This window comes from Streptomyces sp. cf386, assembly GCF_900103585.1.
Classification (GTDB): Bacteria; Actinomycetota; Actinomycetes; order Streptomycetales; family Streptomycetaceae; genus Streptomyces.
In genome coordinates this window covers 438959-465086 of the sequence record NZ_FNHV01000001.1, presented here as the reverse complement: position 1 = coordinate 465086, position 26128 = coordinate 438959, and the positions used below count along the sequence as shown (strand labels likewise).

Annotated in this window: 22 protein-coding genes and 1 riboswitch; of the genes, 14 read left to right on the top strand and 8 right to left on the bottom strand. The window is 70.9% G+C overall.

Features of this window, described 5'->3' with window-relative positions; genetic code table 11:
• Nucleotides 1–21: 21 nt before the first annotated feature.
• From BLU79_RS01990 to BLU79_RS01965, 6 genes are all read left to right on the top strand, one after another.
• Nucleotides 22–873, top strand: coding sequence for an ABC transporter ATP-binding protein (locus BLU79_RS01990; protein ID WP_256333102.1), 852 nt, complete (start codon nt 22–24; stop codon nt 871–873).
• Between the two features lie 29 nt (nt 874–902).
• Complete coding sequence (locus tag BLU79_RS01985) at nt 903–1127, top strand: hypothetical protein (protein ID WP_093903799.1); 225 nt, start codon at nt 903–905, stop codon at nt 1125–1127.
• A 177-nt stretch (nt 1128–1304) separates the two neighbouring features.
• Nucleotides 1305–2669 carry an MFS transporter gene (locus BLU79_RS01980; RefSeq protein ID WP_256333101.1) on the top strand — a complete coding sequence of 455 codons (1365 nt, stop codon included), beginning with the start codon at nt 1305–1307 and terminating at the stop codon, nt 2667–2669.
• Nucleotides 2670–2682: 13 nt separating this feature from the next.
• Nucleotides 2683–4509, top strand: a complete 1827-nt coding sequence (gene asnB / locus BLU79_RS01975) for an asparagine synthase (glutamine-hydrolyzing) (protein WP_093903798.1) — start codon at nt 2683–2685, stop codon at nt 4507–4509.
• Between the two features lie 11 nt (nt 4510–4520).
• Nucleotides 4521–5783, top strand: coding sequence for a cytochrome P450 family protein (locus BLU79_RS01970; protein WP_093903797.1), 1263 nt, complete (start codon nt 4521–4523; stop codon nt 5781–5783).
• A 582-nt stretch (nt 5784–6365) separates the two neighbouring features.
• Nucleotides 6366–7430, top strand: a complete 1065-nt coding sequence (locus BLU79_RS01965; protein ID WP_093903796.1) for an L-tyrosine/L-tryptophan isonitrile synthase family protein — start codon at nt 6366–6368, stop codon at nt 7428–7430.
• Here BLU79_RS01965 and BLU79_RS01960 read toward each other — a convergent pair.
• The 3 genes from BLU79_RS01960 to BLU79_RS01950 are packed head-to-tail and all read right to left on the bottom strand — an operon-like array spanning nt 7400 to nt 10202.
• Entirely contained in the window at nt 7400–8404 is a 1005-nt protein-coding gene (locus BLU79_RS01960) for an ABC transporter substrate-binding protein (protein ID WP_093903795.1), read from the bottom strand. The genes BLU79_RS01965 and BLU79_RS01960 overlap by 31 nt on opposite strands.
• Nucleotides 8389–9171 (bottom strand): ABC transporter ATP-binding protein, encoded by a 783-nt coding sequence (locus tag BLU79_RS01955; protein WP_093903794.1) that lies wholly within the window; start codon nt 9169–9171, stop codon nt 8389–8391. Before BLU79_RS01955 ends, BLU79_RS01960 begins: the two co-directional genes overlap by 16 nt.
• A 2-nt stretch (nt 9172–9173) precedes the next feature.
• Complete coding sequence (locus tag BLU79_RS01950; RefSeq protein WP_093903793.1) at nt 9174–10202, bottom strand: FecCD family ABC transporter permease; 1029 nt, start codon at nt 10200–10202, stop codon at nt 9174–9176.
• A 185-nt stretch (nt 10203–10387) separates the two neighbouring features.
• Nucleotides 10388–10470, bottom strand: a riboswitch (cobalamin riboswitch).
• A 128-nt stretch (nt 10471–10598) separates the two neighbouring features.
• Between BLU79_RS01950 and BLU79_RS01945 the strand changes: the two genes are divergently transcribed.
• The 6 genes from BLU79_RS01945 to BLU79_RS01920 all read left to right on the top strand — a co-directional run bounded on the left by BLU79_RS01945 (nt 10599) and on the right by BLU79_RS01920 (nt 18017).
• Nucleotides 10599–11072, top strand: coding sequence for a YfbM family protein (locus tag BLU79_RS01945; protein ID WP_256333100.1), 474 nt, complete (start codon nt 10599–10601; stop codon nt 11070–11072).
• Nucleotides 11073–11149: 77 nt separating this feature from the next.
• Nucleotides 11150–11875, top strand: coding sequence for an ankyrin repeat domain-containing protein (locus BLU79_RS01940; protein ID WP_093903791.1), 726 nt, complete (start codon nt 11150–11152; stop codon nt 11873–11875).
• Between the two features lie 266 nt (nt 11876–12141).
• Nucleotides 12142–13539: an FAD-binding oxidoreductase gene (locus tag BLU79_RS01935; protein WP_177000824.1), complete on the top strand. Its 1398-nt coding sequence runs from the start codon at nt 12142–12144 to the stop codon at nt 13537–13539.
• Nucleotides 13540–13654: 115 nt separating this feature from the next.
• Nucleotides 13655–15103, top strand: a complete 1449-nt coding sequence (locus tag BLU79_RS01930) for a cytochrome P450 (RefSeq protein WP_093903790.1) — start codon at nt 13655–13657, stop codon at nt 15101–15103.
• Nucleotides 15104–15290: 187 nt separating this feature from the next.
• On the top strand, nt 15291–16769 hold the full coding sequence (locus tag BLU79_RS01925) for an MFS transporter (RefSeq protein WP_093903789.1): 1479 nt from the start codon (nt 15291–15293) through the stop codon (nt 16767–16769).
• A gap of 54 nt (nt 16770–16823) precedes the next feature.
• Nucleotides 16824–18017 (top strand): esterase-like activity of phytase family protein, encoded by a 1194-nt coding sequence (locus BLU79_RS01920; protein WP_256333099.1) that lies wholly within the window; start codon nt 16824–16826, stop codon nt 18015–18017.
• A gap of 172 nt (nt 18018–18189) precedes the next feature.
• On the opposite strand, the gene BLU79_RS01915 is transcribed toward BLU79_RS01920, so the two are convergent.
• On the bottom strand, nt 18190–20187 hold the full coding sequence (locus BLU79_RS01915) for a GDSL-type esterase/lipase family protein (RefSeq protein WP_093903787.1): 1998 nt from the start codon (nt 20185–20187) through the stop codon (nt 18190–18192).
• Nucleotides 20188–20405: 218 nt separating this feature from the next.
• Here BLU79_RS01915 and tgmA point away from each other — a divergent pair, with 218 nt between their 5' ends.
• Both tgmA and BLU79_RS01905 read left to right on the top strand, forming a co-directional pair.
• Nucleotides 20406–20597: a putative ATP-grasp-modified RiPP gene (gene tgmA / locus BLU79_RS01910; RefSeq protein WP_177000823.1), complete on the top strand. Its 192-nt coding sequence runs from the start codon at nt 20406–20408 to the stop codon at nt 20595–20597.
• 15 nt (nt 20598–20612) lie between these two features.
• The gene (locus tag BLU79_RS01905; protein WP_093903786.1) at nt 20613–21569 is read left to right on the top strand and encodes an MvdC/MvdD family ATP grasp protein; all 957 of its coding nucleotides are present in this window, start codon (nt 20613–20615) and stop codon (nt 21567–21569) included.
• Between the two features lie 37 nt (nt 21570–21606).
• Here BLU79_RS01905 and BLU79_RS01900 read toward each other — a convergent pair whose 3' ends face one another.
• Genes BLU79_RS01900 through BLU79_RS01885 form a run of 4 tightly spaced genes read right to left on the bottom strand, consistent with a single transcriptional unit; the run spans nt 21607 to nt 25937 of the window.
• Nucleotides 21607–22473: a sugar phosphate isomerase/epimerase family protein gene (locus tag BLU79_RS01900; RefSeq protein ID WP_093903785.1), complete on the bottom strand. Its 867-nt coding sequence runs from the start codon at nt 22471–22473 to the stop codon at nt 21607–21609.
• Nucleotides 22470–23486: a Gfo/Idh/MocA family oxidoreductase gene (locus BLU79_RS01895; protein WP_093903784.1), complete on the bottom strand. Its 1017-nt coding sequence runs from the start codon at nt 23484–23486 to the stop codon at nt 22470–22472. The genes BLU79_RS01900 and BLU79_RS01895 overlap by 4 nt, the downstream gene beginning before the upstream one ends.
• A gap of 55 nt (nt 23487–23541) precedes the next feature.
• Complete coding sequence (locus BLU79_RS01890; RefSeq protein WP_093903783.1) at nt 23542–24966, bottom strand: sugar porter family MFS transporter; 1425 nt, start codon at nt 24964–24966, stop codon at nt 23542–23544.
• Between the two features lie 11 nt (nt 24967–24977).
• Nucleotides 24978–25937 (bottom strand): TIM barrel protein, encoded by a 960-nt coding sequence (locus tag BLU79_RS01885; protein WP_093903782.1) that lies wholly within the window; start codon nt 25935–25937, stop codon nt 24978–24980.
• Nucleotides 25938–26128 lie beyond the last annotated feature (191 nt).

The following is a 26128-nucleotide window of genomic DNA, read 5'->3' as shown; positions in this document are numbered from 1 at the left end:
GGGGATCTGGGGGAGCGGACATTGAGGATCGACATCGAGGACCTGCACGTCGCGTACGCGGGCCGTACGGTCGTCGCCGGCGCCCACCTGATCGCGGCCGAGGGGGAGATCACCGGCCTCGTCGGTCCGAACGGCAGCGGCAAGTCCACGCTCCTGCGCACCGTGTACCGGCACCTGAAGCCCACCGCCGGACGGGTGCTGCTCGCCGGGACCGACATCGGCGAGATGGCACCTGCCCGATCGGCCCGCCATGTCGCCGCCCTCCCGCAGGAGCGCGGCGGTGACTTCGAGCTGACCGTCCGCGAGGTCGTCGCCATGGGCCGTACGCCCTACAAGCGGGCCTTCGCCGGGGAGGACGCCACCGACCGGGACGTCGTAGCCCGCGCCCTCGGGGACGTCGGCATGGAGCGGCACACCGGGCGTCGCTTCACCGAGCTGTCCGGCGGTGAACGCCAACGCGTCCTGCTGGCCCGCGCCTTCGCCCAGCAGCCGGACGTCCTGGTCCTGGACGAGCCCACCAACCACCTCGACATCCGCCACCAGGTGGAACTGCTCGCCCTGCTGCGCGCCCAGCGCCGCACCACCCTCGTGTCGCTGCACGACCTCAACGCCGCCGCCTCCGTCTGCGACCGGCTGCACGTCCTGCACGACGGCCGGGTGGTCGCCTCGGGCCCACCTCGCGAGGTACTGCAACCCGCTCTGCTCGCCGAGGTGTTCGGCGTCCGGGCGACCGTGGTGGACCATCCGCTGACCGGCGATCCGCTGATCGCCTTCGATCATCGGGCCCCGGTGGACGGGCCGGACGGAGCGGGTATCCCCATGTCGGCCCCGAGCGGTGCGCTGGGGGCTGGTCCCGGGCGGTCACACCGGTGAGCGCCCACGATCGCGAAAGGTTGTGAACGATGAGCGACATCCACGGGATTGACGGCCTGGACCCGGTGGCGACCTTCTGCGGCAACTGCGACTGCGGCTGTCCGCAACTGTTCGTCGACCCCGCCGCCCCGGCCGAGCGCCGGGTCGTCCTCACGGACGACTTCGGGCAACGGGTGCAGATGAGTGCCGACCAGTTCTCGTCGCTGGTCGAGGAAGCCAAGTCCGGGAAGCTGGACGGCATCGTCTCGGCCTGACCGTTCGTAGAAGGCCGAAGAGACACAGGTAGAAGGCGCCGTACAGAGCTGTACGGAGGCTGACTCCGCGTTTCATCATATTTCCGGCCATGTTCGGGAACTCAGCCCCCGGCGTCCCCGACCTCTGAAGCGAGGCTGCTGTCCGGCAGCCGGTCGTGAGGGGGAGGGGACGCGAGGGTGACGGACCGCTGGGTTCTCGTGGCCGTGGCGGGCACGCTGTCGTTCGTGGCGATGCTCGACATGAACATCGTCAACGTGGCGCTGGCCGACATCGCCGAAGGCCTGGACGTCTCGGCCGCCACGGCGCAGTGGGCGGCGCTGGGGTACCAACTCCCGGTCGTGGCCCTGCTGTTGCCGGTCGGCCGATGGCTGGACGGCACGGGCACGCGGCCCGCGCTGCTGGCGGCCACCACCGGCTTCGCTCTGTGCAGTGCGCTGGCCGCCCTCGCGCCCTGGGCCGCCTGGCTGATCGCCGCCCGGATCGGGCAGGGCGCGTGCGCGGCGGTGCTGTTCGTGCTGATGCCGGTGCTGGCGATCCGCGCCGTACGACCCGAGGCGCGCGGCCGGGCGATGAGCGTGCCCGCGACGCTCGGCCCGCTGGGCGCCGTGACCGGCCCGGCGGTGGGCGGGCTGCTGCTGGACCACCTCGGGTGGCGCTGGGTGTTCCTGGTCAAGATCCCTTTCTGCTTGCTGGCGTTGGTCGTGGCCTGGAGGGCGATGCCCAAGGACGGTGCCCTGCGCGGGCCCGACCGGCGATCACTGACCGACGCGCCGGCGGTGGCCTGCGGGCTGGCCCTGCTGCTGCTCGCCCTGACGCTGGGATCCGGGGAACCGCCGTGGTTCCTGCTCGCGGTTGCCGCCGTACCGCCGTTGTGGTGGTGGCTGCGCGGGCCGGGCGGGCGTCCGGTGACCGGTGTCCTGCGGGCTGCGGGACTGTTCCGCGCACACGGTGCGGTGCTGGCCCTCGCGGCCGGGTTCGCCGCCATGCACTACGTCGTCGCCCTGCACCTCCAACGGGACGACGGAGTCAGCGCCACCGCGACCGGGCTGACCGTGCTCGCCTTCCCGCTCGGCATGGCGCTGGCCGGGCCGTTCGGCGGACGGCTCGCCGACTGGTACGGGTTCCGGCGGGTCGCGGTCACCGGTGCCGCGCTCACCGCGGCCGGACTGCTCCTGCTGATCCCGCTCGGCGACGGCTGGTCCCCGCCCGACGTGGCCTGGCGGCTCGCGCTGGCCGGCATCGGCATGGGCCTGGGCGGCGGCCCGACCCAGGCCCTGGTCATGGGCGCCGCGCCACCGGAGCGGATCGCCACCGTCGGCTCGACGGTGCAGGTCGCCCGCAGTCTCGGCTTCACCCTCGGCCCGGCCCTGGCCACCGCCGCCTGGGCCCTTTCCGGGACGGGCGACGGGGCGGGCGACGGAGCGCGGGCCGGGCTGGCCCTCGCAGCCGTGGCCGCCTGTCTTGCCGTACCGCTGCTCGCGCTGCCCGGCCGACCGACCGCCGCCGTGCCCGAGCGGACCACCGACACCGTCTCGACCTGATCCAGGAGACCCCATGTGCGGAATCACCGGCTGGGTGTCGTTCCACAGCGACGCCCGCACCCAGGCCCCGGTCATCGAGGCCATGACCGCCGAACTCTCTCGACGCGGCCCGGACGCCGGAGGTGTGTGGCTGGGCGAGCACGCCGCGATCGGTCACCGCCGCCTGGCCGTCATCGACCTCGAAGGCGGCGTACAGCCGATGACCGACCGGCCACACGAACCCACGGTCGTGCTGAGCCACAGCGGCGAGGTCTACAACCACCACGAGCTGCGAGCCGAACTCCGGGGCCGCGGGCACGTGTTCCACACCCGCAGCGACACCGAGGTCGTGCTGCGCGCCTACGCAGAGTGGGGCGAAGGGCTCGCCGACCACCTGGAGGGCATGTTCGCCTTCGCCGTCTGGGACGAGCGCGCCCACCGGCTGCTCCTCGTCCGCGACCGGCTCGGCGTGAAACCGCTGTTCTGGGCGGCCGTCGACGGAGGCCTCGCCTTCGCCTCCGAGCCCAAGGCGCTCTTCCAACACCCGGAGATACGGCCCCGGGTGGACGCGGACGGGCTGCGGGAGGCGTACAGCCTGCTGTTCAACACCGGGCCGACGGTGTGGTCCGGCGTACGGGAGGTCGAGCCGGGCGGCCTGCTCGTCCTGGACCGGGACGGCATCCGTGAGCGCCGCTACTGGCAGCTGGAGGCCGGTGCGCACGAGGACGACCGGGCCACGACCGTGGACCGGATCAGCACGCTGCTCGGCAAGGCCGCCCGCAGTCAGTTGGAGGCCGACGTCCCGCTGTGCAGCCTGCTGTCCGGCGGCATCGACTCCACCGTCCTGACCGCCCTGCTCGCCGACGAACTCCGCCTGCGCGAAGGCCCGGACGCCCGCATCCGCTCCTACGCCGTCGACTACAGCGACCAGGCCGAGCAGTTCACCGGCGACGTCCTGCGCACCGGCCACGACACCCCGTACGCCACCGAGGCGGGCGCGTTCCTCGGCACCGACCACAGCACGGTCGTACTGGACCCGCACGCACTGCTCGACCCCGAGCACCGCAAGGCCGTCGTCGTGGCCCGGGACTCGCCGATCGGCGTCGGCGACATGGACACCTCGCTGTATCTGTTGTTCGGGGAGATACGGCGGCACTCCACCGTCGCCCTGTCCGGCGAGGCCGCCGACGAGGTCTTCGGCGGCTACCCCTGGTTCCACAACCCGAAGGCGCTCGGGGCGGACACCTTCCCCTGGCTGCTGGTCACCGGCGACGAGGCCGCCATGCCGCTCAACCCCGAACTCGACCTGCACATCGCCGAGTTCCGCGACGACACCTACCGCAGCGCCCTGGCCGCCGTACCCCACCTCGACGGCGAGACCCCCGCCGAGCACCGGCAGCGCGAGATGCAGCACCTGTCCCTGACCCGCTGGCTGCGCCAACTCCTGCACCGCAAGGACCGGTTGAGCATGGCCCGGGGACTGGAGGTACGGGTCCCGTATTGCGACCACCGGCTCGTCCAGTACGCCTTCGACGCGCCCTGGGCACTGAAGAGCTTCGACGGCCGGGAGAAGAGCCTGCTGCGCGCCGCGGGGACGGGGCTGGCCCCCGAATCGGTCCTGCACCGGCCCAAGAACCACTACCCGGCCACCCACCACCCCGACTACAACCGCGGCCTGCAGGACCTGGCCCGCGACGCGCTCTCCGTCGAACAGGTCCGGGCGCTGGCCGACGAGACCCGCATCAAGCCCTTCCTCGACACCCCGCCCGAGCGGCTGGAGTGGGGCCACCGCCTGCGCCTCGAACGCGTCGTCGACCTCGCCCTCTGGCTCGACCACCACAAGCCCGAACTCGCCCTCTGAGGAGCCCGCGCATGACCCTCCAGGAACCCCTTCCGGCCACGGACCCGGAGTCGCTCCCCGACCCGGTTCCGCTGATGGGCTGCCCGTACAAGGCCAACCCCTATCCGTTGTACGAGCGGATGCGCGAGGCCGGGCCGGTCCACCCGGTCCTCTTCCCCAGCGGCGTACAGGCGTGGCTCGTCACGGGATACGACGCCGCCCACGCCGCGCTGAACGACGACCGCCTCGGCAAGAACCACGACCGGGGCAACGACCGCTGGCGGGCCCGTGCCTCGATCATGCCCGAGCCGCAGCACTCCCGGCTCCAGGTCCACCTCCTCCACCAGGACCCGCCGCAGCACACGCACATGCGGCGCTTCGTGACGGATGCCTTCACGCCGCGTCGCATCGAGCAACTGCGGCCCCGGTTCCAGGAGTTGGCCGACGTGCTGGTGGACGCCCTTCCGGAGACCGGACCCACCGACCTGGTCACCGGCTTCGCCGCCCGCTTTCCCTTCCTGGTCCTCGCCGAAGTCATCGGGCTGCCGCATGGGTTGGCCGCGCGCTTCGACCGCGACTGGGGCAAGGTCGTGCAGCCGGTCGGGCCGACGGACCCGGGGCGGCCGCTGTACGAGGCGCGGCTGCACGGCCTGCAGAGCTATATCGCCGAGGTCGTCACCCACAAGCGGGAGCGCGCGGACGACGACCTGCTCGGCCGGCTCGTCGTGGCCCGTGACCGGGGCGAACTGTCCCAGGAGGAACTGGACTCGATGATCTTCCAGTTGCTGGTGGCGGGCCAGGAACCGGTGACCAACCAGATCACGACGGCCCTGATCGCCCTGCTCCGCCACCCCGACCAGCTCGCCCGACTGCGCGACGAACCCGGCCTGCTGCCCCGCGCGGTCGAGGAACTCCTGCGCTACGACAGCGCCTTCGAGCTCACCACCTGGCGCTTCTTCGACAAGGACAGCGACCTGCACGGCACTGAGGTCCCGGCCGGCGACTCGGTCATCGTCTCCTTGTGCGCGGCCAACCGGGACCCGCGCCGTTTCGAGGACCCCGACACGCTCGACCTGGACCGCTCGCCCAACCCCCACCTGGCCTTCGGTCACGGCATCCACTTCTGCCCCGGCGCCGCCCTCGCCCGCGCCGAACTCCAGATCGCCCTCGGCACCCTGCTCACCCGCCTGCCCGGCCTGCGTCTCGCCGTCAGGGACGAGGACATCGAGTGGATCCCGGCCGTCCTGGGCCGCGGCACGAACCACCTGCCCGTGGGGTACGACCTACGGCTGTGAGGCCGAGGAAGGCTGGTCTTGGCCTCGGCGTCCCGGTCGGGCTTGGCCCTCCGGGCCGGGTGGGGCTCGGCCCTCCGGGCCGGGTTGGTCTTGGCCGTGGCTTTCGGTTGGTCTCGGCCCCGCGTCCGGCAGGTCCTGGGCTCGGCGTCCCGGTTGGCCTTGGCCTTGGCCTTCGGCCTCGCGGCTGGTCCCGGGGTCGGCCTGCCGGTCGGATTTGGCGCTCGGCCTCGTGGCTGGTCCAAGCCCCGGCCGCCGGGCTTGGACTGGCTTCGGTCTCGCGGCTTGCCCGGCCCCGGCCTCCCCGCTGGTCCAGTCCCCGGCCTCCCTGCTCACCCGGCCCGGCTTTGCTGCTTGCCCGGTCCCGGCCTCCCGGCTGGTCCTGGCCCGCCCCTCGGCTGATTCCTCCCCCCGCCTTCGGCTTGCCCCCGCCGCCGACTGATCCCACCCCAGCCTGCCCACGCCGCCGCACCCCACACCACCGCACCCCACACCACCGCACTCCACCCACCGCACCCCGACCAACAGCGCCTGGCCCGCCCCGGCGCCATGCCGCCATGCCCGCACGACCCGAGGAGAGACGACATGTCGCTGACGACCGCACCGGACACCCTCCCCAAGACGGCCGGTGCGCAGACCAGGACCACCGGCGCGCAGGCCGAGACCGTCGGCGTCGCGCAGGCCGAGACCGTCGGCGTCGCCCAGGCAGAGTCCACCAGCGCGCAGATACTGAACCTGCTCCTGCCCCACCACCGCACGACCGACCAGACCCGCGCCCCGGCCGAGGCGTTCCCCCGGCAGCTGCGCAGGATCACCGACTTCGTCCGCGAGGGCGCCCCCATCGCCTTCACCCTGCCCGGCTTCCCCTGCAAGTCACCCAACCCGGCCAAGACCCTGGGCCACCTCCCCGACATGGGCGAACGCCTCTCCCTCGCGTTCCTGGACACGCTGTGCAGGCGGATCGAGCGGATCCACCCGCCCGGCGCCCATGTCGTCATCTGCTCCGACGGCCATGTCTTCGGCGACCTGATCCGCGTCCCCGACGACCACATAGACGCATACGCGGACGAACTACGCGCGCTGATACGGGAGTCGGACCTGGACCGCCTCTCCGTCTTCGACCTGCGCGACGTCCTCGGCGACGACCTCCCCCACGCCACCAAACGCGCCCACGTCCACGACCGCTACGCCCCCACCCTGGAGGCCCTGCGGGCCGAGGTCCGCACCGACGCCCCCACCCTCGCGCTGTACCGGGGCATCACCCGCTTCCTCGTCGAGGACACGGCCGACTTCCCCGGCACCCGCTCCGCGCTCCAACGCGAGTGCCGCAGACGGGCGTACGGCGTCATCCAGCGCAGCCGTGCCTGGGGCGCACTGATCGCAGACCACCACCCGCGCGCCGTACGCCTGTCGATCCACCCCCAGCCGGCCGGTGCCGCCAAGTTCGGCATCCGACTGCTCGACGCACCCGACGCCTGGACCACTCCCTGGCACTCGGCCGCCCTGCGCGAGCCCGATGGCGGTTGGACCCTCATGCCGCGCGCGCGGGCGGAGACTCTCGGTCGGCTGGTCCACCGCGACGGGAGGCCGAGCCACTTCGAGCGGTCCGGCGCCGGCGGTCAGCGCTCCTCGGCCACCGTCCGCAGATAGGCGCCGAGGCGGGCGATGGCCGACGGGTTGCGGGGGCTCTCGACCAGGTCGACGTAGTCGAGGACGAAGATCCGCTTGTGCTTGACGGCGGAGACGTTCCGCAGGGGCGCGTAGGAGAGCAGGAACTTCTTCTTCTGTTCGGCGCTCACATCGCCGTAGTCGCAGATCACGATGACGTCGGGGTCGCGCTGGACGACGCTCTCCCAGCCCGCGGTGGTCCAGGAGTCCTGGACGTCGTGCATGACGTTGATCCCGCCGGCCTTGCTGATGATCTGCTCGGGGGTGGCGTAGCGGCCGGAGGTGAAGGGCTGGTCCTGTCCGCTGTCGTACAGGAACACCTTCGGCCGGTCGGCGCCCGTGGGTGCCTTCGTCTGCACCTCGGCGATCTGCTTCTTGAAGTCGGCGATCAGAGTGGCGGCCCGCTTCTCCACCCCGAACAGCTTCCCCAGGTTGGTGAGGTCGGCGTACAGGGCGTCCAGGGGCGGCATGATGCCGCGCGAGGTCTCCGTATGGCCGTTGAGGCAGGACTCGGTGAGGACGTACGAGGGGATGCCGAGCTTCTTCAGGGCGTCGGGGGTGAAGCCGCCGTCCTGGCGGAAGCCGTAGTTCCAGCCGGCGAAGACGAGGTCGGCGCGGGCGTCGAGGACGTTCTCCTTGGTGAGCTGGTCCTTCGACAGCCACTGGACCTTGTCGTAGCCGTCCTTCCAGGGGACGTCGGTCAGATCGCCCTTGTCGTCCGGCATGGCGAACCCGGCCATGCGGTCCTCGAGTCCGAGGGCGAACATCAGCTCGGTGATGCCGACGTCGTTGGTGACGACGCGCTCGGGCACCGCGTCGTAGGTGACCTTCCGGCCGCAGTTGGTGAGCGTGACCGCTTCGGACTTGGCGTCCGCCGACTTCTCCACCGTGGCTCCGCAGCCGGTCGCGGTGACCGTCGCGGCGAGGCAGAGGGCGGTGGCTATGAGCTTGCGCATGTGGATCCTTGGGGGAGGAGGTCGAACAGGAGCTGGACCGCGCCGGTCTCCGGGTGCCGTACCGGATGGGCACGGACCCCGAACACCTCGGCGAGCAGGTCGGGGCGGAGGACTTCGTGCGGCGGGCCCGAGGCGACGACCCGGCCGCCGGCGACGACGTACAGGACGTCGCAGTGCGCGGCGGCCAGATTGAGGTCGTGCAGGGCGGCCAGCACGGTCAGGCCATCGGCCCGCACCAGGGACAGCACGTCCAACTGGTGGGCGATGTCGAGGTGGTTGGTGGGCTCGTCCAGGACGAGTACCTTCGGCTGCTGGGCGAGCGCGCGGGCGATGAGCACGCGCTGCTTCTCGCCGCCGGACAGGGCGAGGAACCCGCGGTCGGCGAGCTGGGCGACGCCGGTGCGCTCCATGGCGGCGGCGCAGATCTCCCGGTCGGAGGCGGCCGTACGGTCCCGGTGCGGCAGCCGTCCCATGGCCACGACCTCGGCGACCGTGAAGTCGAACTCGGCCGCCGACTCCTGGGGCAGCGCCGCCAGTACCCGCGCGGCGGCCCGGGGCGCCATGGCGTGTACGTCGTCCCCGTCCAGCCGCACCACGCCGCCGGCCGGACGCAGCGCCCGGTACACACAGCGCAGCAGCGTGGACTTGCCGCTGCCGTTCGGGCCGACGAGCCCGACGAACGCCCCGCTGTCCACGGCGAGTCGGATGTCGTCGACCAGCCGTGCCCCGGCGGCCTCGACCGTGACGCCCTCGATGTCGAGCCGCATGGTCACCGGCCCCCGAACGCGTAGCCGCCGCGCCGCATCAGCACCAGGAACGCGGGGACCCCGACGACGGCCGTGATCACACCGACGGGCAGCTCGGCGGGGGCGAGCAGGAGCCGGGACAGCAGGTCGGCCCACACGAGCAGCACGGCTCCGGCGAGCGGCGCCACGGCCAGCACCCGCCGGTGATCGGCGCCGACCAGCATCCGCACGACATGCGGCACCATCAGCCCGACGAACCCGATGGCCCCGCTGACCGCGACCACGGTCCCGGTCACGGCGGCGGTGACGAGGAACAACTCCCTGCGCAGCAGCGTCGGCCGGACGCCGAGCGCGGCCGACGTCTCGTCCCCCATGGCGAGGGCGTTCAGCGATTCGGCCCGCCAGCGCAGCCACGCCCATCCGGCCGCCACGGTCACCGCGGCCAGCGGTACTTGAGCCCAGGTCGCGCCGCCCAGGCTCCCCAGCAGCCACATCATCGCCGACCGGGCGGCCTCGCCCCGGGCCGCGCCGAACACCATGACGGTGGTGACGGCCTCGAAGCCGTACGCCAGTGCCGTCCCGGTCAGGATCAGCCGCAGCGGGGTGAGCCCGTGCGGTGAGCGGGCCACGGTGTACACCAGCGCCATCGCCGCGAGCGCCGACGCGAAGGCGGACAGGGACAGCGCCCACACCCCCAGCCCCGCGAACGCGCCCAGCAGGATCACCGCGTTGGCGCCCACCGCGGCGCCGGAGGAGATGCCCAGCACGAACGGATCGGCGAGCGCGTTGCGCACCATCGCCTGCACGGCCACCCCGACGGCCGCGAGCCCGGCCCCGACGATCGCGCCGAGCACGACGCGCGGCAGCCGGATCTCCCAGACGATGGTGTACGAGGCGACGTCCCGGGCGTCGATGGTCCCGCCGGTCAACCCGGCCCCGAGCAGCCGGAAGACATCGCCCCACCCGATTCCGGCGGCTCCGAGCCCGACGCCGCACACGAGGGAGACGAGCAGCAGCAGCCCCAGTCCCAGGGCGAGCGGCAGCACGGGCACGCGTGACGTACTGGTTCGTGGTGGAGATGCCGGTATCCGGGGCGGACTTCGGTGCACGGGCGGGGTGGTCCTTCGCCTGGGGCCGCCTGTGAACCTCTGGCAGAGAGACAGCCCGAACGACCGTGCCGGCCGCGCGGTCCCCCCTCGCAGTCCTCGGCGAGCAGTCAACGGGTCGCGCCAACCACGGGCGATCGGGCTCGCGCGACGGACGACCAGGTCCTCACGCACACCGTTGCGGGTCAGCGCCGGGCTCTCACCGGACTTCCCCCGCGGGAGGCCCGGGGAGCGTAACAGAGGGAGCTCAACCCGGTTGTCAGTGCCCTGTGGAACACTCGGCCTCGTTGTTCGATCAAGAGGCCGGACGGTTCGTTCACAGGGGGAATACTTGTAATGGGCATGTACATCTCGTTCATCGGCGCGACGACGGAGGAACTGGACAGGGCGGTGAAGGAGCCCGATTGGGCCAATGACTTCGTCTACGAGTACTACGACGAAGGCGACGACGACTCGCTGCAGGACCGTCCCGACGTCGGCCTGGACAAGATGTGGGCCGGCCTCCAGTTCCTGCTCGACGAGAGCGATGTGGAACTCGAGTTCCTGATGGACGGGTTCACGATATTGGAGGACGGGACCCTGTTCGGGTACGCCGCCGAGGACGTCGTGACCATCGCACGGCAACTGCGGGCCACCCCGTGGGAGCAGGTGGCGGCGCACTACGACGCGGAGGAGATGACCAAGGAGGATGTGTACCCCCGCATCTGGGACGACGACGGCGGGGAGTGGCTCGAGGACGGCTACAAGGAACTGGTCGAGTTCTTCGGCAAGGCGGCCGATCGCGGCCTCGGGGCGTTCATGACCTTCAGCTTCTAGGGAATCCGTTTTCAGGAATCCGGTTCCGAGGAATCCGTTTTCAGGAATTCGTTCTCGGGGAATCCGGGAGGTGGTCCATGCTGATCGACACGACCGCTCCGCTGGCCCGCGCCGCCGGCGAGGCGATCCGCACCGGCGACGTGGACGCGTTGCGTGAACTACTGACCGCGCATCCGGGGCTGGTCACGGCGCGGCTCGGCACCATGAAGAGCGCCCGGACCCTGCTGCACATCGTCACCGACTGGCCCGGCCACCTGCCGGACGGCCCCCGGACGGTGGCCGCGCTGGTCGCCGCGGGCGCGGAGGTGAACGCCCGTTTCACGGGCGCCCACCGCGAGACCCCGCTGCACTGGGCGGCGAGCTGCGACGACGTGCCCGTCCTGGACGCGCTGCTCGACCTCGGCGCCGACATCGAGGCCGACGGCGCGGTCATCGGCAACGGCACACCGCTGGCGGACGCGGTGGCCTTCGGCCAGTGGAACAGCGCGCGGCGACTGGTGGAGCGCGGCGCCCGCACCACCCTGTGGCAGGCCGCCGCCCTCGGCGAGGCCCACCGTGTCGCGGTCTGCTTCACGGCCGAGTCGGAGCCGCCCACCAAGGAGGACGTCACCTCGGCCCTGTGGTGTGCCTGCCACGGCGGACAGCGGCAGATGGCCGACTACCTGCTGCGACGGGGCGGTGACATCAACTGGATCGGGTACGACGGCCTGACCGCCCTCGACGCGGCCCACCGCTCCGGCCACGACGCCCTGGTCACCTGGCTGCGCGATCACGGGGCGAAGCCCGCCGAGGAGTTGGCCTGACGCCGGGCGGGCGGCCCGGGCCGGAGAGCGGCCCCGGGCCGTTTCCCCTTTCCCCGATCGACGTGCGGACGTCCATGGGGAGGTGAAGACTGGGACATGGCGGGGCCGCTGTGTCCTGCCGACATCGACCATCGACACGACGTGCGAACGGATCCGCGCACCACGCCCCCGCTGCCCGCCCGGACGTCAGGCGCCGCCATCCGTCCGCGGTTCACCGTCTTCACACAGACGACTTCACAGACGTCTTCATCAAGAGGGGTCCGGCCATGGGCGGCATCGACGGAACGGCACTGGAGGTCTTGCGCGAGGGACTGCGGGGGCCTGTCATCACCCCGCGGGACCCGGGTTACGACGAGGCCCGCAGTATCTACAACGCCATGATCGACCGGCGGCCCGCTGCCATCGCGCAGTGCGTGGACGTGGCGGACGTACGGGCCGTCCTCTCCTTCGCCAGGGACACCGGAGTGGAGCTCGCGGTGCGCGGCGGTGGGCACAGCGGACCGGGTCTGTGCCTGGTCGACGACGGACTCGTCCTCGACCTGTCAACGATGCGCGGGGTGCGTGTGGACCCGAGCACGATGACCGCGCAGGTGGCCGGCGGCGCGCAGCTGGGCGACCTCGACCACGCGGCCCACACGTTCGGCCTGGGCGTACCGTCCGGCATCATCTCGATGACGGGCGTCGGCGGCCTCACCCTCGGCGGCGGCCACGGTCATCTGACCCGCAAGTACGGCCTGACCATCGACAGCCTGCTGTCCGCCGACGTCGTCCTCGCCGACGGCACCTTCGTCACCGCGTCCCAGGAGGAGCACCCCGAGCTGTTCTGGGCGCTGCGGGGCGGCGGCGGGAACTTCGGCGTCGTCACGTCGTTCAGGTTCCGGCTGCACCCGGTGGACACCGTTGGCGTCGCGGTGACGGTGTGGCCGGTCGACAGCACCCCGGAAGTACTGCGCTGGTACCGGGAGTTCCTACCGGCCGCACCGCAGGACCTCAACGGCTTCTTCACCCTGTTCACCATCCCACCCGGACCGCCGTTCCCCGAGCCGATCCACGGGCAGAAGATGTGCGGCGTCGTCTGGTGCTACACCGGTGACCTGGCGGGTGAACGCCTGGAGCAGGCACTGGCCACGGTGAACGAACCGGCGCCGCCCGCCTTCCACTTCACCACCCCCATGCCCTACCCCGCCCTCCAGGGCATGTTCGACGAGCTGATCCCCAAGGGCTACCAGTGGTACTGGCGCGGCGACTTCCTCGACGAGATCTCCGACGCCTCGATCGAGGTGCACCACAAGTACGGCGACAACCTCCCCACTGAGCTGTCCCTGATGCACCTGTACCCGGTGGATGCGCAGGCCCACTCGGTCGGTGCCGACGACACGGCCTGGGCCTACCGGGACGCCGTGTGGTCCGCGGTGATCGCCGGGATCGACCCGGACCCCGCCAACGCCGGGCTGGTCCGGCAGTGGTGCGTCGACTACTGGAGCGACCTGCATCCGTACTCCATGGGCGGCTCCTACATCAACTTCCTCGGCGAAGGGGAGAGTCCGGACCGCGTCCGCGCCACCTACCGGGGCCACTACGACCGACTGGCCGCGACGAAGCACACCTACGACCCGGACAACTTCTTCCACGCCAACCAGAACATCCCGCCGACGACCGGCTGACCTCCCTCGCCCCCGTCGTTCACCCCCGAGGGCCCCTGGGGTAGGGTCGCGGACGTTGCCGGCTACTGACTGGTAGTACGCCGGTGCGGGGAGTGTCGGAGGGGGCGGCAGGCAGATGGAGTCCCAGGTGGGTGGGAGCGGACCCGTGGGCGTCGACGGCACCAGGCTGGAGGAGTTGGCTCCCCAGCCGTTGCTGACCCGCGACTACGAGACGCGTCCCTCGCTCGTGTACGAGCGGCTGAGGCAGCGGCACGGACCCGTCGCCCCGGTCGATCTGCTGGGCGTGCCCGCCTGGCTCGTCCTCGGCTACCGGGAGGCGCTCCAGGTACTCCAGGACGACGACGGCTGGCCGAAGGGGCTGGAGAACTGGCGGGCCCGCTCGGACGGCGAAGTGCCCGCCGACTGGCCGCTCGGACCGTCCCTGGAGGTCAACCACGTCCTGATCCAGGGCGGTCCCGGATACAAACCGCTGCGGACCGCTTGGGACGCGGCACTCAAGCCGTTCCAGGATCCCGCGCACCCCCAGGCGAAGCGACTGAAGGCGGCCGTCACCGCCTACGCCGACGAGCTGATCACCCTCGTCGGGCAGGGCGGCGGCACGGGCGTGGCGGACCTGTCCGCGCAGTTCTCCCGCCCGCTGCCGCTGATGGTCGCCAGCCATCTGCTCGGCTTCCCCGGTTCCCAGGGCGACGACGCGCTCATGGACATGTGGCGGGTCCTGGACGCGGGCCCGGACGCCGAGCCCGCGCTGGAAAGGCTGCTGGCGACGCTCGCGGAACTGGCCGCCGTGAAGCTGAAGGAGCCGGGGGACGACTTCCCCTCCTACCTGCTGGCCGCGCATCCCGAACTGTCGCTGGACGACCTGGCCCGTGAGCTGTTCATGCTGCTCGGCATGACCTCCGACCACGTCGGCATCCTCATGTCCAACACCGTGGTCGAGGTCATCTCCGGCGACGGCGACGGCGGCGTCCGCGCCAGCCTTTCCGCCGGGATGATCCGGGAGACCATGAACCGCGTGGTCATGCGCAAGCCGCCCCTGGTGAACTTCGTCCCGCGCTTCGCCACCAAGGACGCCCCGCTCGGCAACTACACGATCCGGGCGGGCGACCCGGTGTGGGTCTCCTCCGCCGCCGCGCACGCCGACCCGCTCTTCGCCGACCACGTGGCATCGAGCAGCACGATCAGCACCCGGGCCCATCTGTCCTGGGGCGCGGGCCCTCGCCAGTGCCCGGCGCGTGAGCTAGCGTCCACGGTCGCGGCGGTCGGCGTGGGCCGGCTCTTCGAGCGGTTCTCCCATCTCGACCTCGCCCTCCCGGCCGACCAACTACCGTGGCGCTCCTCGCCGTTCATGCGCGGCCTGCGCTCACTGCCGGTACGGTACGAACTCGCCGCGAGGCCCGCCGGGCCCGCCGCGTCCGAGCGAGTACCGGCGCAGCGGACGGCCACGGACCCGGCGGCGCAATCGGCACCCGAGGCGATCGATCCGGTCCTGCCGGACCAGGCCACCCGGCAGCGCTCGTCCCTGTGGCGCTATCTCACGGGGCTGATCCGCGCCGGGCGCTGACCAGGGGCGCCGCAGCCGGCCCGGTGATCGACTGGAGGGCCGTCCGGCTGCGGCGTACGGTCGAATGGTGGCGGGAACGAGACCCGACCACCCATCGATGGCGCATGCCATGAGTAATCCGGAGCCGACCCCTGAAGCACGGACCACCCCGCAGGAGACGGAGCGAGGTGATGGCCGTGGCAGCGGTATGGCGCTGCTGGTCATCGCGTCCTGTCAGTTGATGGTGGTGCTCGACATCACCATCGTGAACATCGCCCTGCCCGACATCCAGCGCTCGCTCGGCTTCTCCACGACCAGCCTGTCCTGGGTGATCAACGCCTACACGCTCACCTTCGGCGGACTGCTGCTGCTCGGCGGCAGGATGGGTGACATCCTCGGCAGACGGCGCGTGTTCGTCTTCGGCGTGCTGCTCTTCGTCCTCGCCTCGTTCCTCGGCGGACTGTCCCAGAACGAGTGGCAACTGCTCGCCGCCCGTGCCCTCCAGGGCGTCGGCGGCGCCATCGCCTCCCCGACCGCCCTCGCCCTGATCAGCACGACCTTCCGTGAAGGACCCGAGCGCAACAGGGCGTTCGGCGTCTTCGCCGCGGTCTCGGCGGGCGGCGGCGCGATCGGGCTGCTGATGGGCGGAATCCTGGTCGAGTGGCTCAACTGGCGCTGGGTGCTGTTCGTCAACGTGCCCATCGGGCTGCTCATCGTCCTCGCCACGCCGCGCTGGATCCGGGAGTCCGAGCGCCACCCCGGGCACTTCGACCTGACCGGCGCGCTGACCTCCACCATCGGCATGGTGCTCCTGGTCTACGGGTTCATCCGCGCCGCGCAGGACGGCTGGCGGGACCCGCTGACGCTGGCCGCGTTCGGGGCGGCGGTCGTCTTCCTGCTGCTGTTCATCCTGGTCGAGCAGCGCTCCCGGCAGCCGATCACGCCCCTGCACATGTTCGCGGACCGCAACCGGGCGGGCACCTACGGCATGATGCTGAGCCTCGCCGCCGCGATCTTCGGCATGTTCTTCTTCCTCACCCTCTTCGTGCAGAACGTGCTCGACTTCAGCCCGCTCCAGGCCGGCCTTGCCTTCCTCCCGGTGAGCGCCGTCATCGCGATCGGCGCGGGGCTCGCCTCCCAACTCCTGCCGAAGTACGGGCCCAAGCCGTTCATGGTGACGGGCGCGATCCTGGCCGCCGCGGGCCTCGCCTGGCTGACCCTGACCGACATCCACTCCACCTACCTGGGCAGCATCCTCGGCCCGATGCTCGTCTTCAGCCTCGGCATGGGCATGGAGTTCGTGTCCCTGACCCTGATGGCGCTGTCCAACGTGGCCGTCCATGAGACGGGCGCCGCCTCCGGGCTCCTCAACGCCACCCAGCAGGTGGGCGGTTCCCTCGGGCTGTCCATCCTGGTCACGATGTACGGCACGGCCAGCAACAACGAGGCCGAGCAACAGATCCCCGACTTCCTGTCCCAGGCGACCCCGCTGGAGCGGCTGCGCTTCGAACGCACCGGGCAGCTGCCGGCGCAGTACGCCGACGAGATCCTCACCGCGGGAGTCTCCGCCGCCTTCGTCATGGCCGCGATCTTCACCGCGATCGCCGCCGTGATCGCCCTGCTCGTCATCCAGGTCCGCCCCTCCGACCTGGAACGGCTCCGGGGCGGAGGAATGCCGATGCAGTGAGGTGTTCCCCTGCCGTTGGCGCCCACGTCACCGCATGCTCTTACCGTGCGCGCCATGAGAAGAATCTCGATCATGGCCGGCGCCGCGGTGCTGACCGTTTCCCTCGCGTCCCCCGCGGTGGCCGACCGGGGCGGGCAGGACTTCGGCCGGGCCACGCTGACCGGCTTCGCGTCGCTGCCGGCCGAGACGTTCGTGCCGGGCAGCGAGCCGTCCGGCGCGGCCATCGGCGCCGGTCCCTTCAACGGGATAGCGGCGCCGTTCGCCCACCAGCCCGTCCAGGGCTTCAGCGGCGTCGTCAACCGGCGCGACGGCACCTTCGACGCTCTGTCGGACAACGGATACGGCACCAAGGCCAACAGCGCCGACTTCCTGCTCCGCGTCCACCGCGTCAAGCCGGACACCCGCACCGGGAAGGTCACCGTGCTCGGTGGCTTCAACCTGAGCGACCCCGACCGCCACGTTCCGTTCCCGCTCACGCGGGCCGACCGGGTGCTCACCGGCGCCGACTTCGACGTCGAGTCGATCGTGCGGATGCCGGACGGGACGTACTGGCTGGGTGACGAGTTCGGCCCCTGGCTGCTGCACTTCTCCGCCAAGGGCCGCCTCTTGGAGGCCCCCATCGCGCTCGACGGGGTGAAGGCGCCGGAGAACCCGTACCTGAACGGCGCCCAGCCGAACATCGCCGGCAGCAAGGGCTTCGAGGGCCTGGTCCGCTCCGTGGACGGCCGCCACCTCTACCCGCTCCTGGAAGGCACGGTGACCGGCGACACCCCCGGCGACCTGCGGTTCAGCGAGTTCGACCTGTGCGAGCGCACGTACACCGGGAAGCGCTTCGTCTACCGCCTGGAGTCGACCTCGAACGCCATCGGCGACGCCATCGCCGTCGACCGGCACCGCTTCCTGGTCATCGAGCGCGACGGCGGACAGGGCGACACAGCCAAGTTCAAGCGCATCTACCTGGCCGACACCCGGGACCGCGACAACGACGGCCTGATGGACAAGACCCTGGTCGCCGACCTGCTGGACATCGCCAACCCCGAGCAGCTCGGCGGCTTCGGGGAGACGTTCCGGTTCCCGTTCCAGACGATCGAGGACGTCAACCTCGTCGACGACCGGACACTGGCGGTCCTCAACGACAACAACTTCCCCTTCTCGTCCGGCCGTACGGCGGGTAAGGCGGACAACAACGAGTTCATCACCATCCGGCTCTCGGCCCCGCTGCACGCGGACCGGCGCGCGTTCCGCTGAGCGGATACCGCTACCTGCTGGAGATCCCGGAGACACCCGCCGACTCGCTCGACGGGTGTCTCCGGCTGATCGACCACCAGGTTGACCAACTGATCGAGACGGCGCCGCACTTGCTGCGCGAGCTGCGGTCCGGCGCCTCGAAGCGCTGACCGGCCGGGGCGAACCGGTCGGGTCAGCCGCCGATCCGCGCCGCGATGATCGGCGCCAGGCGGTCGGCGATGACGCGGTGGCCCTGGTCGTTGGGGTGGACCGAGTCCGTCAGGTCGCCGGAGCCCAGCCACCCGGTGGTGTCGACGAAGGAGAGCCGGGTGTCGCCGCCGTCGACGGCCGCCTTGACGGCCGCTTCGGTCTGCGGGACGTAACGGCCCCGGAAGGTCTCCAGCGCGAAGATCCAGGCCCGCGGATAGGCGGCTCGGGCCTTGCGCAGCAGGCCGGCGTACGCCGACTGGAACTGCGTGGAGCTGACGCCGTGGCCCACGTCGTTGGTGCCCAGGTTGATGACGACGGCGTCCGCCTGGTAGCGGGAGAAGTCCCAGTCGGGCGTGGAGGAGTTGGGGTTGAGCCTGCCGAACTGCTGCTCCAGGCCCACGCATCCGTCGGCCGTGGCGACCAGACAGGCGCCGCCCTGGGCGACCTGGGTGTGCTCGGCGCCGAGCCGTTCGCCGATCAGCCAGCCGTACGCGGTACGGGCGTTCTGCGAGGTGGTGGTGCCCACGGTGATCGAGTCGCCGACGAACTCGATCAGCTTGGCCGGAGCGGGCGGTGCGAACGTGGTCGCGCCGGAGTCCAGGGCCAACCCCTGGAAGACGGCGTCGCCGCGGTACGAGCCCGCGACCACCTGGTAGTTGACCTGGAGGGTGTGGTTCCCGGAGGCGAGTGCCGTCGGCGTCAGGTCCACGGTGCCCTTGACGTCGTCGTAGAACCTCACCGGTCCGTCGTCGATGCGCGCCCAGAAGTCGATGGTGCCCCGCTGCTTGAGCTTGACCGTCCGGCCGGTGAAGCCGACCCGGTAGTAGGCGCCCGCCCAGTACGGGGTGTAGAGGGTACTGGAGCTGCGGGTGTCCCAGCGGCCCACGAACTTGATGTTGGGGTCGCCGGGCTGGCCGGGAGCGGCGGCCTTGGTGGACGCGTCGGTGGCGGCGGTGCCGAGTCGGGCGGCGATGACCGGGGCCAGACGGTCCGCGAACTTGGTGTGGCCCGCCTCGTTGGGGTGCCCGTTGCCGTCCTCGTAGTCGGCGCCGTCGGTGAGCCAGCCCGTGGTGTCGACGTAGGTCACCTTGGCGTCACCGGCGCTGTTGCGGGCGCTCACGGCCGCCCTGGTCTCGGCGACGTAGCGCTTCTTGAGCGTCTGCACGGCGAAGAGGTGGGCCTCGGGGTGCCGGGCGCGCACATCGCTCAGGAACTTGGTGTACGCCGTCTGGAAGGCGGGGCCGGACACGCCGTGGCCGATGTCGTTGGTGCCGAGGTTGATGACCACCGCGCTCGCCGGATAGCGGGAGAAGTCCCAGTTCTGGTCGCCGGTGCTGCCGGTGCGGAAGTACTGGCTGCTCAGGCCTGTGCAACCGGACTGGGCGACCAGGCAGTACCCGGCCCGGGCGATCCGGGTGTGCCGCATCCCGAGGCGTTCGCCGGTCTTCCAGGCGTACGAGTCGAGCGCCAGCCGGTCGGTGAGGGCGCCCGCGGTGATGGAGTCGCCGACGAACTCGACCAGCCCTGACGGCACCGCCGGAGCGACCGTGCGGGCGCCGGAGTCCAGGACCAGGCCCTGGAAGACGGTGTCGCCGGAGCGATAGGAGATCCGTAGGGTGTGGGTGCCGGGGGACAGGGGCTGGGGAGTGAGGTTCACCGTGCCGCGGACGCCCGCGTGGAAGACGTCGGGGCCGCCGTCGACGCTCGCGTAGAAGTTGACCGCGTCCCTGGCCCTGACCTTCACCGTGGTGCCGGTGAACGACGTCCGCAGATACGCGCCGGACCATTGGGGCACGGCGGCCGTGCCCGAACTCGTGTCCCAGCGGCCCACATAGACGATGTTGGGGTCGGACACCGAACCGTCGCCCGCAGCCGCCCGCGCAGGGGTGCCGCCGGCCCAGGACAGCGACAGCAGGCAGGCGACGAGTGCGGCGGTGAGGAGGGCGGAAAGGGTGCGTCTGGGGTGGGGGGTTGTCTGCACGGGGATCCCTTTCACGTGGGGTTGGGAGCGCTCCCATGGAGAACTGCGTTTTGAGAGAAGCAATGAAACGGTTCAGCGTCAAGGGTTCCCGTGGCGGGTCCGGGAATCCGGAGAAGTGTGTGACGACCTTCACGCCGATGTGGCGGAAAGTGATGAATTCCTTACGCAAGGGGTGCGTAAGTGACGGTAATTCACCCGCACCACACAGGAGGTTCACAGTGCGACCGTTCACCCTCAACTACGCGTCACTCAGGGGGCTTTCCGACGCGGTGACGCCGTATCACTTCGACCCGGCCCGGCAGCTGAACGTGCTGGCCGACGGACGCCCCGCCGTCAGCGACCCGGACCTCCTGCTCGCCGTCGGCACGACGACGTCCACCGCCGGCTCCGCGACCCACTTCGACGACTGACGACCCCGACCGCGCATGACGGTACTGATCCTCACGTCCGAGGAGGACGTGACCGCCGACCTGGTGGTGGCCAGGCTGCACGCGACGGGGACGCCCGTGCTGCGGCTGGACCCCGCCGACCTGCCCGGCAAGGCCGTGCTGTCCGCCGACTACGCACACGGCGACTTCGACGGCCATCTGTCGGTCAACGGCCATGTGCTCAGCATGGGCGGGCTGCGCTCCATCTGGGTGCGCAGACCCGGCGAACCGGCCGCGCACGCCGCGCACCCCTCACCGTGGCTGACCGCCGAGACCCGGCAGGCGCTGTACGGGATGCTCCACTCCGCCGCCGCACGGTGGATGAACCATCCCCGCAACGCCGACCAGGCACGCCTGAAACCCTGGCAGTTGAGAGTCGCCCACCTCAGCGGTTTCGCCGTGCCGCCGACGGTCTTCACCACGGCACCCAGGCTGGCGAAGGAGTTCGTCGAGGAGTACCGGGACGTGGTGGTGAAGTCCGCCTCGGGGCCGCCGCCCGGTGACCCCGCGCAGGATCTGCCCACCACCCTCATCGGGCCCGACGCCGACTTCTCGGCCGTCGCGGCCGGGCCCGCGCTGCTCCAGCGGTACATACCCAAGCGGGCGGACATCCGGCTGACCTGCGTCGGCGCCCGGTCGTTCGCCGCGCGCAAGATTGCCGACCCCGGCCAGATCGACGGCCGCTACGGCGACACCGGGCACCCCTGGAAGCCGGTTCCGGTGCCCGAGCGCATCGGCAAGTCGGTGCACGAGTACGTCACTCTGGCCGGACTGGCGTACGCGGCCTTCGACTTCGCCGAGGACGAGGACGGCATCTGGTGGTTCCTGGAGTGCAACCAGGGCGGCCAGTTCGGCTTCGTCGAGCTGGAGACCGGGCAGCCCATTGCCGAGGCGGTCGCCCTGTGGCTGGCACAGCGCAGGGCGGACCGCCTCCGTCCCGAGAGCCACGGGTGAGTTCGGGACCGGATGCCCGGCTGAACGTCCGTACCGCCTACGCGGCCAGCTCCTTGCGGATGCGGTCCAGCATGAACGCGGAGGACTCCTCGGCCCGTTCCTCCCAGGCGAAGACGCAGGCGGTGGCCACGCCGTCGAAGTTCAGCTCGCGCAGCGTCCCGAAGAAGGCGTCCCAGTCGACCTCACCCTGCCCGATGTCCAGGTGCTGGTGGATCCGGGCCGGGGTGCCGGGCGGGTTGAGGATGTAGCGCAGACCGGACGAGCCCTTGTGGTTGAAGGAGTCCGCGATGTGCACGTGCTGGAGCTTGTCCCCGGCGTAGCGCATCATCGCGGCGATGTCCGCCGTCGGGTCGGCGCCGGACAGGTGGAAGGAGTGCGGGGCGCAGTAGAGGTAGTTCACCCACGGCTTGTTGATCGCGCGGACCAGATCGACCGCGGGGGTGTTCTCCTCGCAGAAGTCGTCCGGGTGGGCCTCCAGGTTCAGCGCGATGCCCTCACGCTCGAACACCGGGAGCAGTTCCTCCAGCGAGCGCCAGAAGGCCGCCTCGCTCTCGGCGGCGCGCTCGGGGCGGCCGTTGAACTCCGAGTTCATCAGCGGACATTCGAGGTCGGCGGTGATCTCGATCATCCGCTTCCAGTAGCGGACGGCCGTCTGCCGCTCCGTCTCGTCCGGCGAGGACCACTTGTACAGCGGCAGCACGGAGGACAGCCGGACGCCGTGCGTGCGCAGGGAGGTCTTCAGCTCCGCGATCCGCTCGTCGTCGGCGCGCGGGTGCAGGAAGAACGGCATGAAGTCGTCGCGGGGCGACAACTCGATGTACTCGTAGCCGAGTTCGGCGACCGTGCGCACCATCTCGTCGATGGGGAGCGCGCGGAGCATATACGGGTCGAGGGCGATTTTCACGCGGCACCTCCGTAGAAGGCGGGGCGGGGCTTGAGGTCGGTGGCGACGACGCGGCCCGACTCCAGGGCCACGACGGTCGCGGCGGTGATGACGGTGGCGGCATAGCCGTCCCAGGCCGAGGGCCCGGTCGGCTCGTCGCCGGCGGCGATGCCCGCGATCCACTCGCGGAACTCGGTGTCGAAGGCGTCCGCGAAGCGGCCCACCCAGTCCGTGAGGACCTCCGTGCTGTGCTGTCCCGTGGTGCGCACACCGACCGAGGCCGGGTCGGGCAGCCGGACGAGGCCCTCCTCGCCGACCGCCTCGCACTGGATGTCGTAGCCGTACTGGCAGTTGACGAAGACCTCCAGGTCGATTCGGACGCCCTTGGCGGTCTCGAAGAGCATGATCTGCGGGTCCTTGAGGTGCGCGAACCGCTTGCTCGTGGCGCGCGGGGTGACCACCTGGGTGGAGACGATCTCGTCGTCCAGCAGCCAGCGCAGCACGTCGACCTCGTGCACCGCCGTGTCCAGGGCGGCCATGTGGGAGGTGTACGACTCCGGGACGGTCGGGTTGCGGTGGGCGCAGTGCACGATCAGCGGCTCACCGATGCGGCCGGAGTCGATGACCTGCTTCATACGCCGGTAGCCGGCGTCGTAGCGGCGCATGAACCCGACCTGGACCAGTCGGCGGCCGTGTGCCGTCTCGGCCTCGACGATCTTCAGACAGTCCTCGGCGGTCGTCGCGAGGGGCTTCTCGCAGAACACCGGCTTGCCTGCCGCGATCGCGCTCAGCACGTGCTCGGCGTGGGTCGGGCCCCAGGACGTCACGAGGACGGCGTCGACGTCGTCCGCCGCGACCACGGCCGCACCGTCGGGCAGCATCCGGGCGCCGACCGGTGCCGCCGCCTCCTCGGCACGGGCGGCGTCGATGTCGGTGACCGCGGTGACCCGGGCACCGGTGATGGTGTCGGTCAGGCGCCGGATGTGCTCCATGCCGATCCAGCCGGCGCCGATGACGCCTACTCGCACAGTCATGGGTGGTGGTCCTTTCTGCGATCCCCGGCCGCGACGGACCCGGGGACGGGGGGAATCAGGAGAAGCGCGCCCGGAGTTCGGCTTCGAGGGTCTCCAGCGAGCGGCCCTTCGTCTCGGGGACGTAGCGCTTCACGAAGGCGAGCGAGAAGACACCCGCCACCACGAACAGGAAGAAGGTGTTGGAGATCCCGATGCCGGAGACGAGAGACGGGAAGACCAGTCCGATCACGAAGTTGGTCAGCCACAGCACCACGGCCGCGACCCCCATGCCGAAGCCGCGCATCCGCATCGGGAAGATCTCCGACAGCATCAGCCAGGTCACCGGCGAGATCGCGCCCTGCTGGAAGGCGAGGAAGGTGACGGTCATGGCGAGCACCGCGTAGGCACGGCCGTCGCCGGACGGCAGCACCAGCGAGAACACGCCGATCAGCAACAGGGCTGCGGTGGTGCCCATCTGACCGACCATCAACATGGGGCGGCGGTTGACCCGGCCGAGCAGCCAGATGCCGACGAAGGTGGCCAGTACCGAGATCACGCCGTTGGCGATGTTGGCGGTCAGCGCGCTGTCCGAGGCGAAACCGGCGTCGGTGAGGATCTGGGTGCCGTAGTACATGATCGTGTTGACGCCGGTGATCTGCTGCACGATGGCGATGCCGAAGCCGATGAACATCAGCCTGCGGATCCACGGCGTGGCCTTCATGTCCTGCCAGCCGCCCAGCTTCTCCTGCTCCTCCTTGACGGCGAGCGCGGACACCTCGGCGAGTTCTGCCTCGGCGCGCTGCCGGGACCTGACCTGCTTGAGCACCTCCAGGGCCTCGCCGAAGCGGGTCTGCGAGGCGAGCCAGCGCGGGCTCTCCGGCATGACGAGCATCCCGAACCACAGCACCACGGCCGGGAGAGTGGCGATCACCAGCATCCAGCGCCACACCTCGCCGGACTCCCCGCCCACCCGGGCGATGATCGCGTTGGAGGTGAACGCCAGCAACTGGCCGCTGACGATCATCAGTTCGTTACGGGTGACCAGTGCGCCGCGCCGCTCGGCGGGGGAGACCTCCGCGAGGTAGACCGGCACGGTCACCGAGGCGCCGCCGACCGCGAGGCCGAGCACGAACCGGGCGACGACCATCACGGCGGTCGTCGGCGCCAGCGTGCAGCCGAGCGCGCCGACGAAGAACAGCACGGCGAGGGCGAGGATCGTACGGCGCCGCCCGCGCGCGTCCGACATCCGCCCGCCGATCACCGCACCGAGCGCGGCCCCCAGCAGCAGCGAGCTGGTGACCATGCCCTCGGTGACCGCGGTCAGGCCGAGGTCGTCGGTCATGTACGGCAGGGCGCCGTTGATGACGCCGGTGTCGTAGCCGAAGAGCAGTCCGCCGAACGTGGCGATGATCGTGATGAGCCGCAGCCTGCGGGTCACCGCCGGCGGGGCGTCGTCCGTGACGGCGGCGGGGGCCTGCGTCGAGTCGTCCCTGACATCCATGGGCCGCCTCCTCACCGTTCGGGGGTCGTGAGGGCCGGGCGGCGGGTGCCGGTGAGGCCGACGCCGGCCAGGTGCTCACGGGTGCCGACCGCGATGGGCAGCGGCACCTCGGGTGCGCACGGATACAGGTCCTGCTCCACGACGACGAACAACTCGGCGTCGAGCCGGGCTAGTTCGGCGACCACGTCGGCGGGCCTCGGTACCCCGGCGGGCGGCGACACGCACACACCCCGCTTGACGGCCTCGCCGAAGGAGAGGTTCTCGGCGGCCACCTGGGCGAGGATGCCGGGGTCCATCTGCTTGATGTGGACGTACCCGACACGCTCGCCGAACCGGCGGATCAGGTCGAGGTTGTCGCCACCCCCGTAGGCGACATGGCCGGTGTCCAGACACAGGTTGGTGTAGCGGGAGTCGGACTCGTTGAGGAGCCGCTCGATCTCCGGCTGGGTCTGGATGTGGCTGTCGGCGTGCGGATGGATGACGAGCCGTACGTCGTACTCGTCGAGCAGCAGCCTGCCGAGCCGGTCGGCGGCCCTGCCGAAGCCCGCCCACTGCTCGGCGGTCAGCTCGGGGGACTCGGTGAACGCGCCGGTCTTCTCGTCCCGGTACATGGGCGGGATGAGGACGAGGTGGTGTGCGCCCGCGGCGGCGGTCAGGGTGGCCACCTGGCGGACGTGGGCGAGCATCTCGTCCCAGGCCTCGGGGCGGTGCAGCGCACCGAACGCGGTGCCGCCGGAGACCTTCAGGCCGCGCACCGCGAGCTCCTCGGCGAGGACGGCCGGGTCGGTGGGGAGGTAGCCGTACGGGCCGAGCTCCAGCCACTGGTAGCCGGCCGCGGCCAGCTCGTCGAGGAAGCGGGTGTACGGAACCTGCTGGTCGTCCTCGGGGAACCACACGCCCCAGGAGTCGGGGGCGGAGCCCAGGCAGAGATTGCCCGCGGTGGTGCGGAGCGAGGTTGGCGCCGTTGCCATGACGGGTCCTTCGGGGAGGGGACGGAAGCCGGTGGACGATTGTGCTGTCGCGCTCTACTAGAGCGCTCTAGTTCGAGTACGATGACCCTGGTCCAAATGTCATGTCAATAGGTTGTTGCCGGGAGATTTCGAGACCCCGCTGAAGATTTCTGGATCCGGCTAAGGTGAGCGGCGTCGAAAGGTGGGTGCAC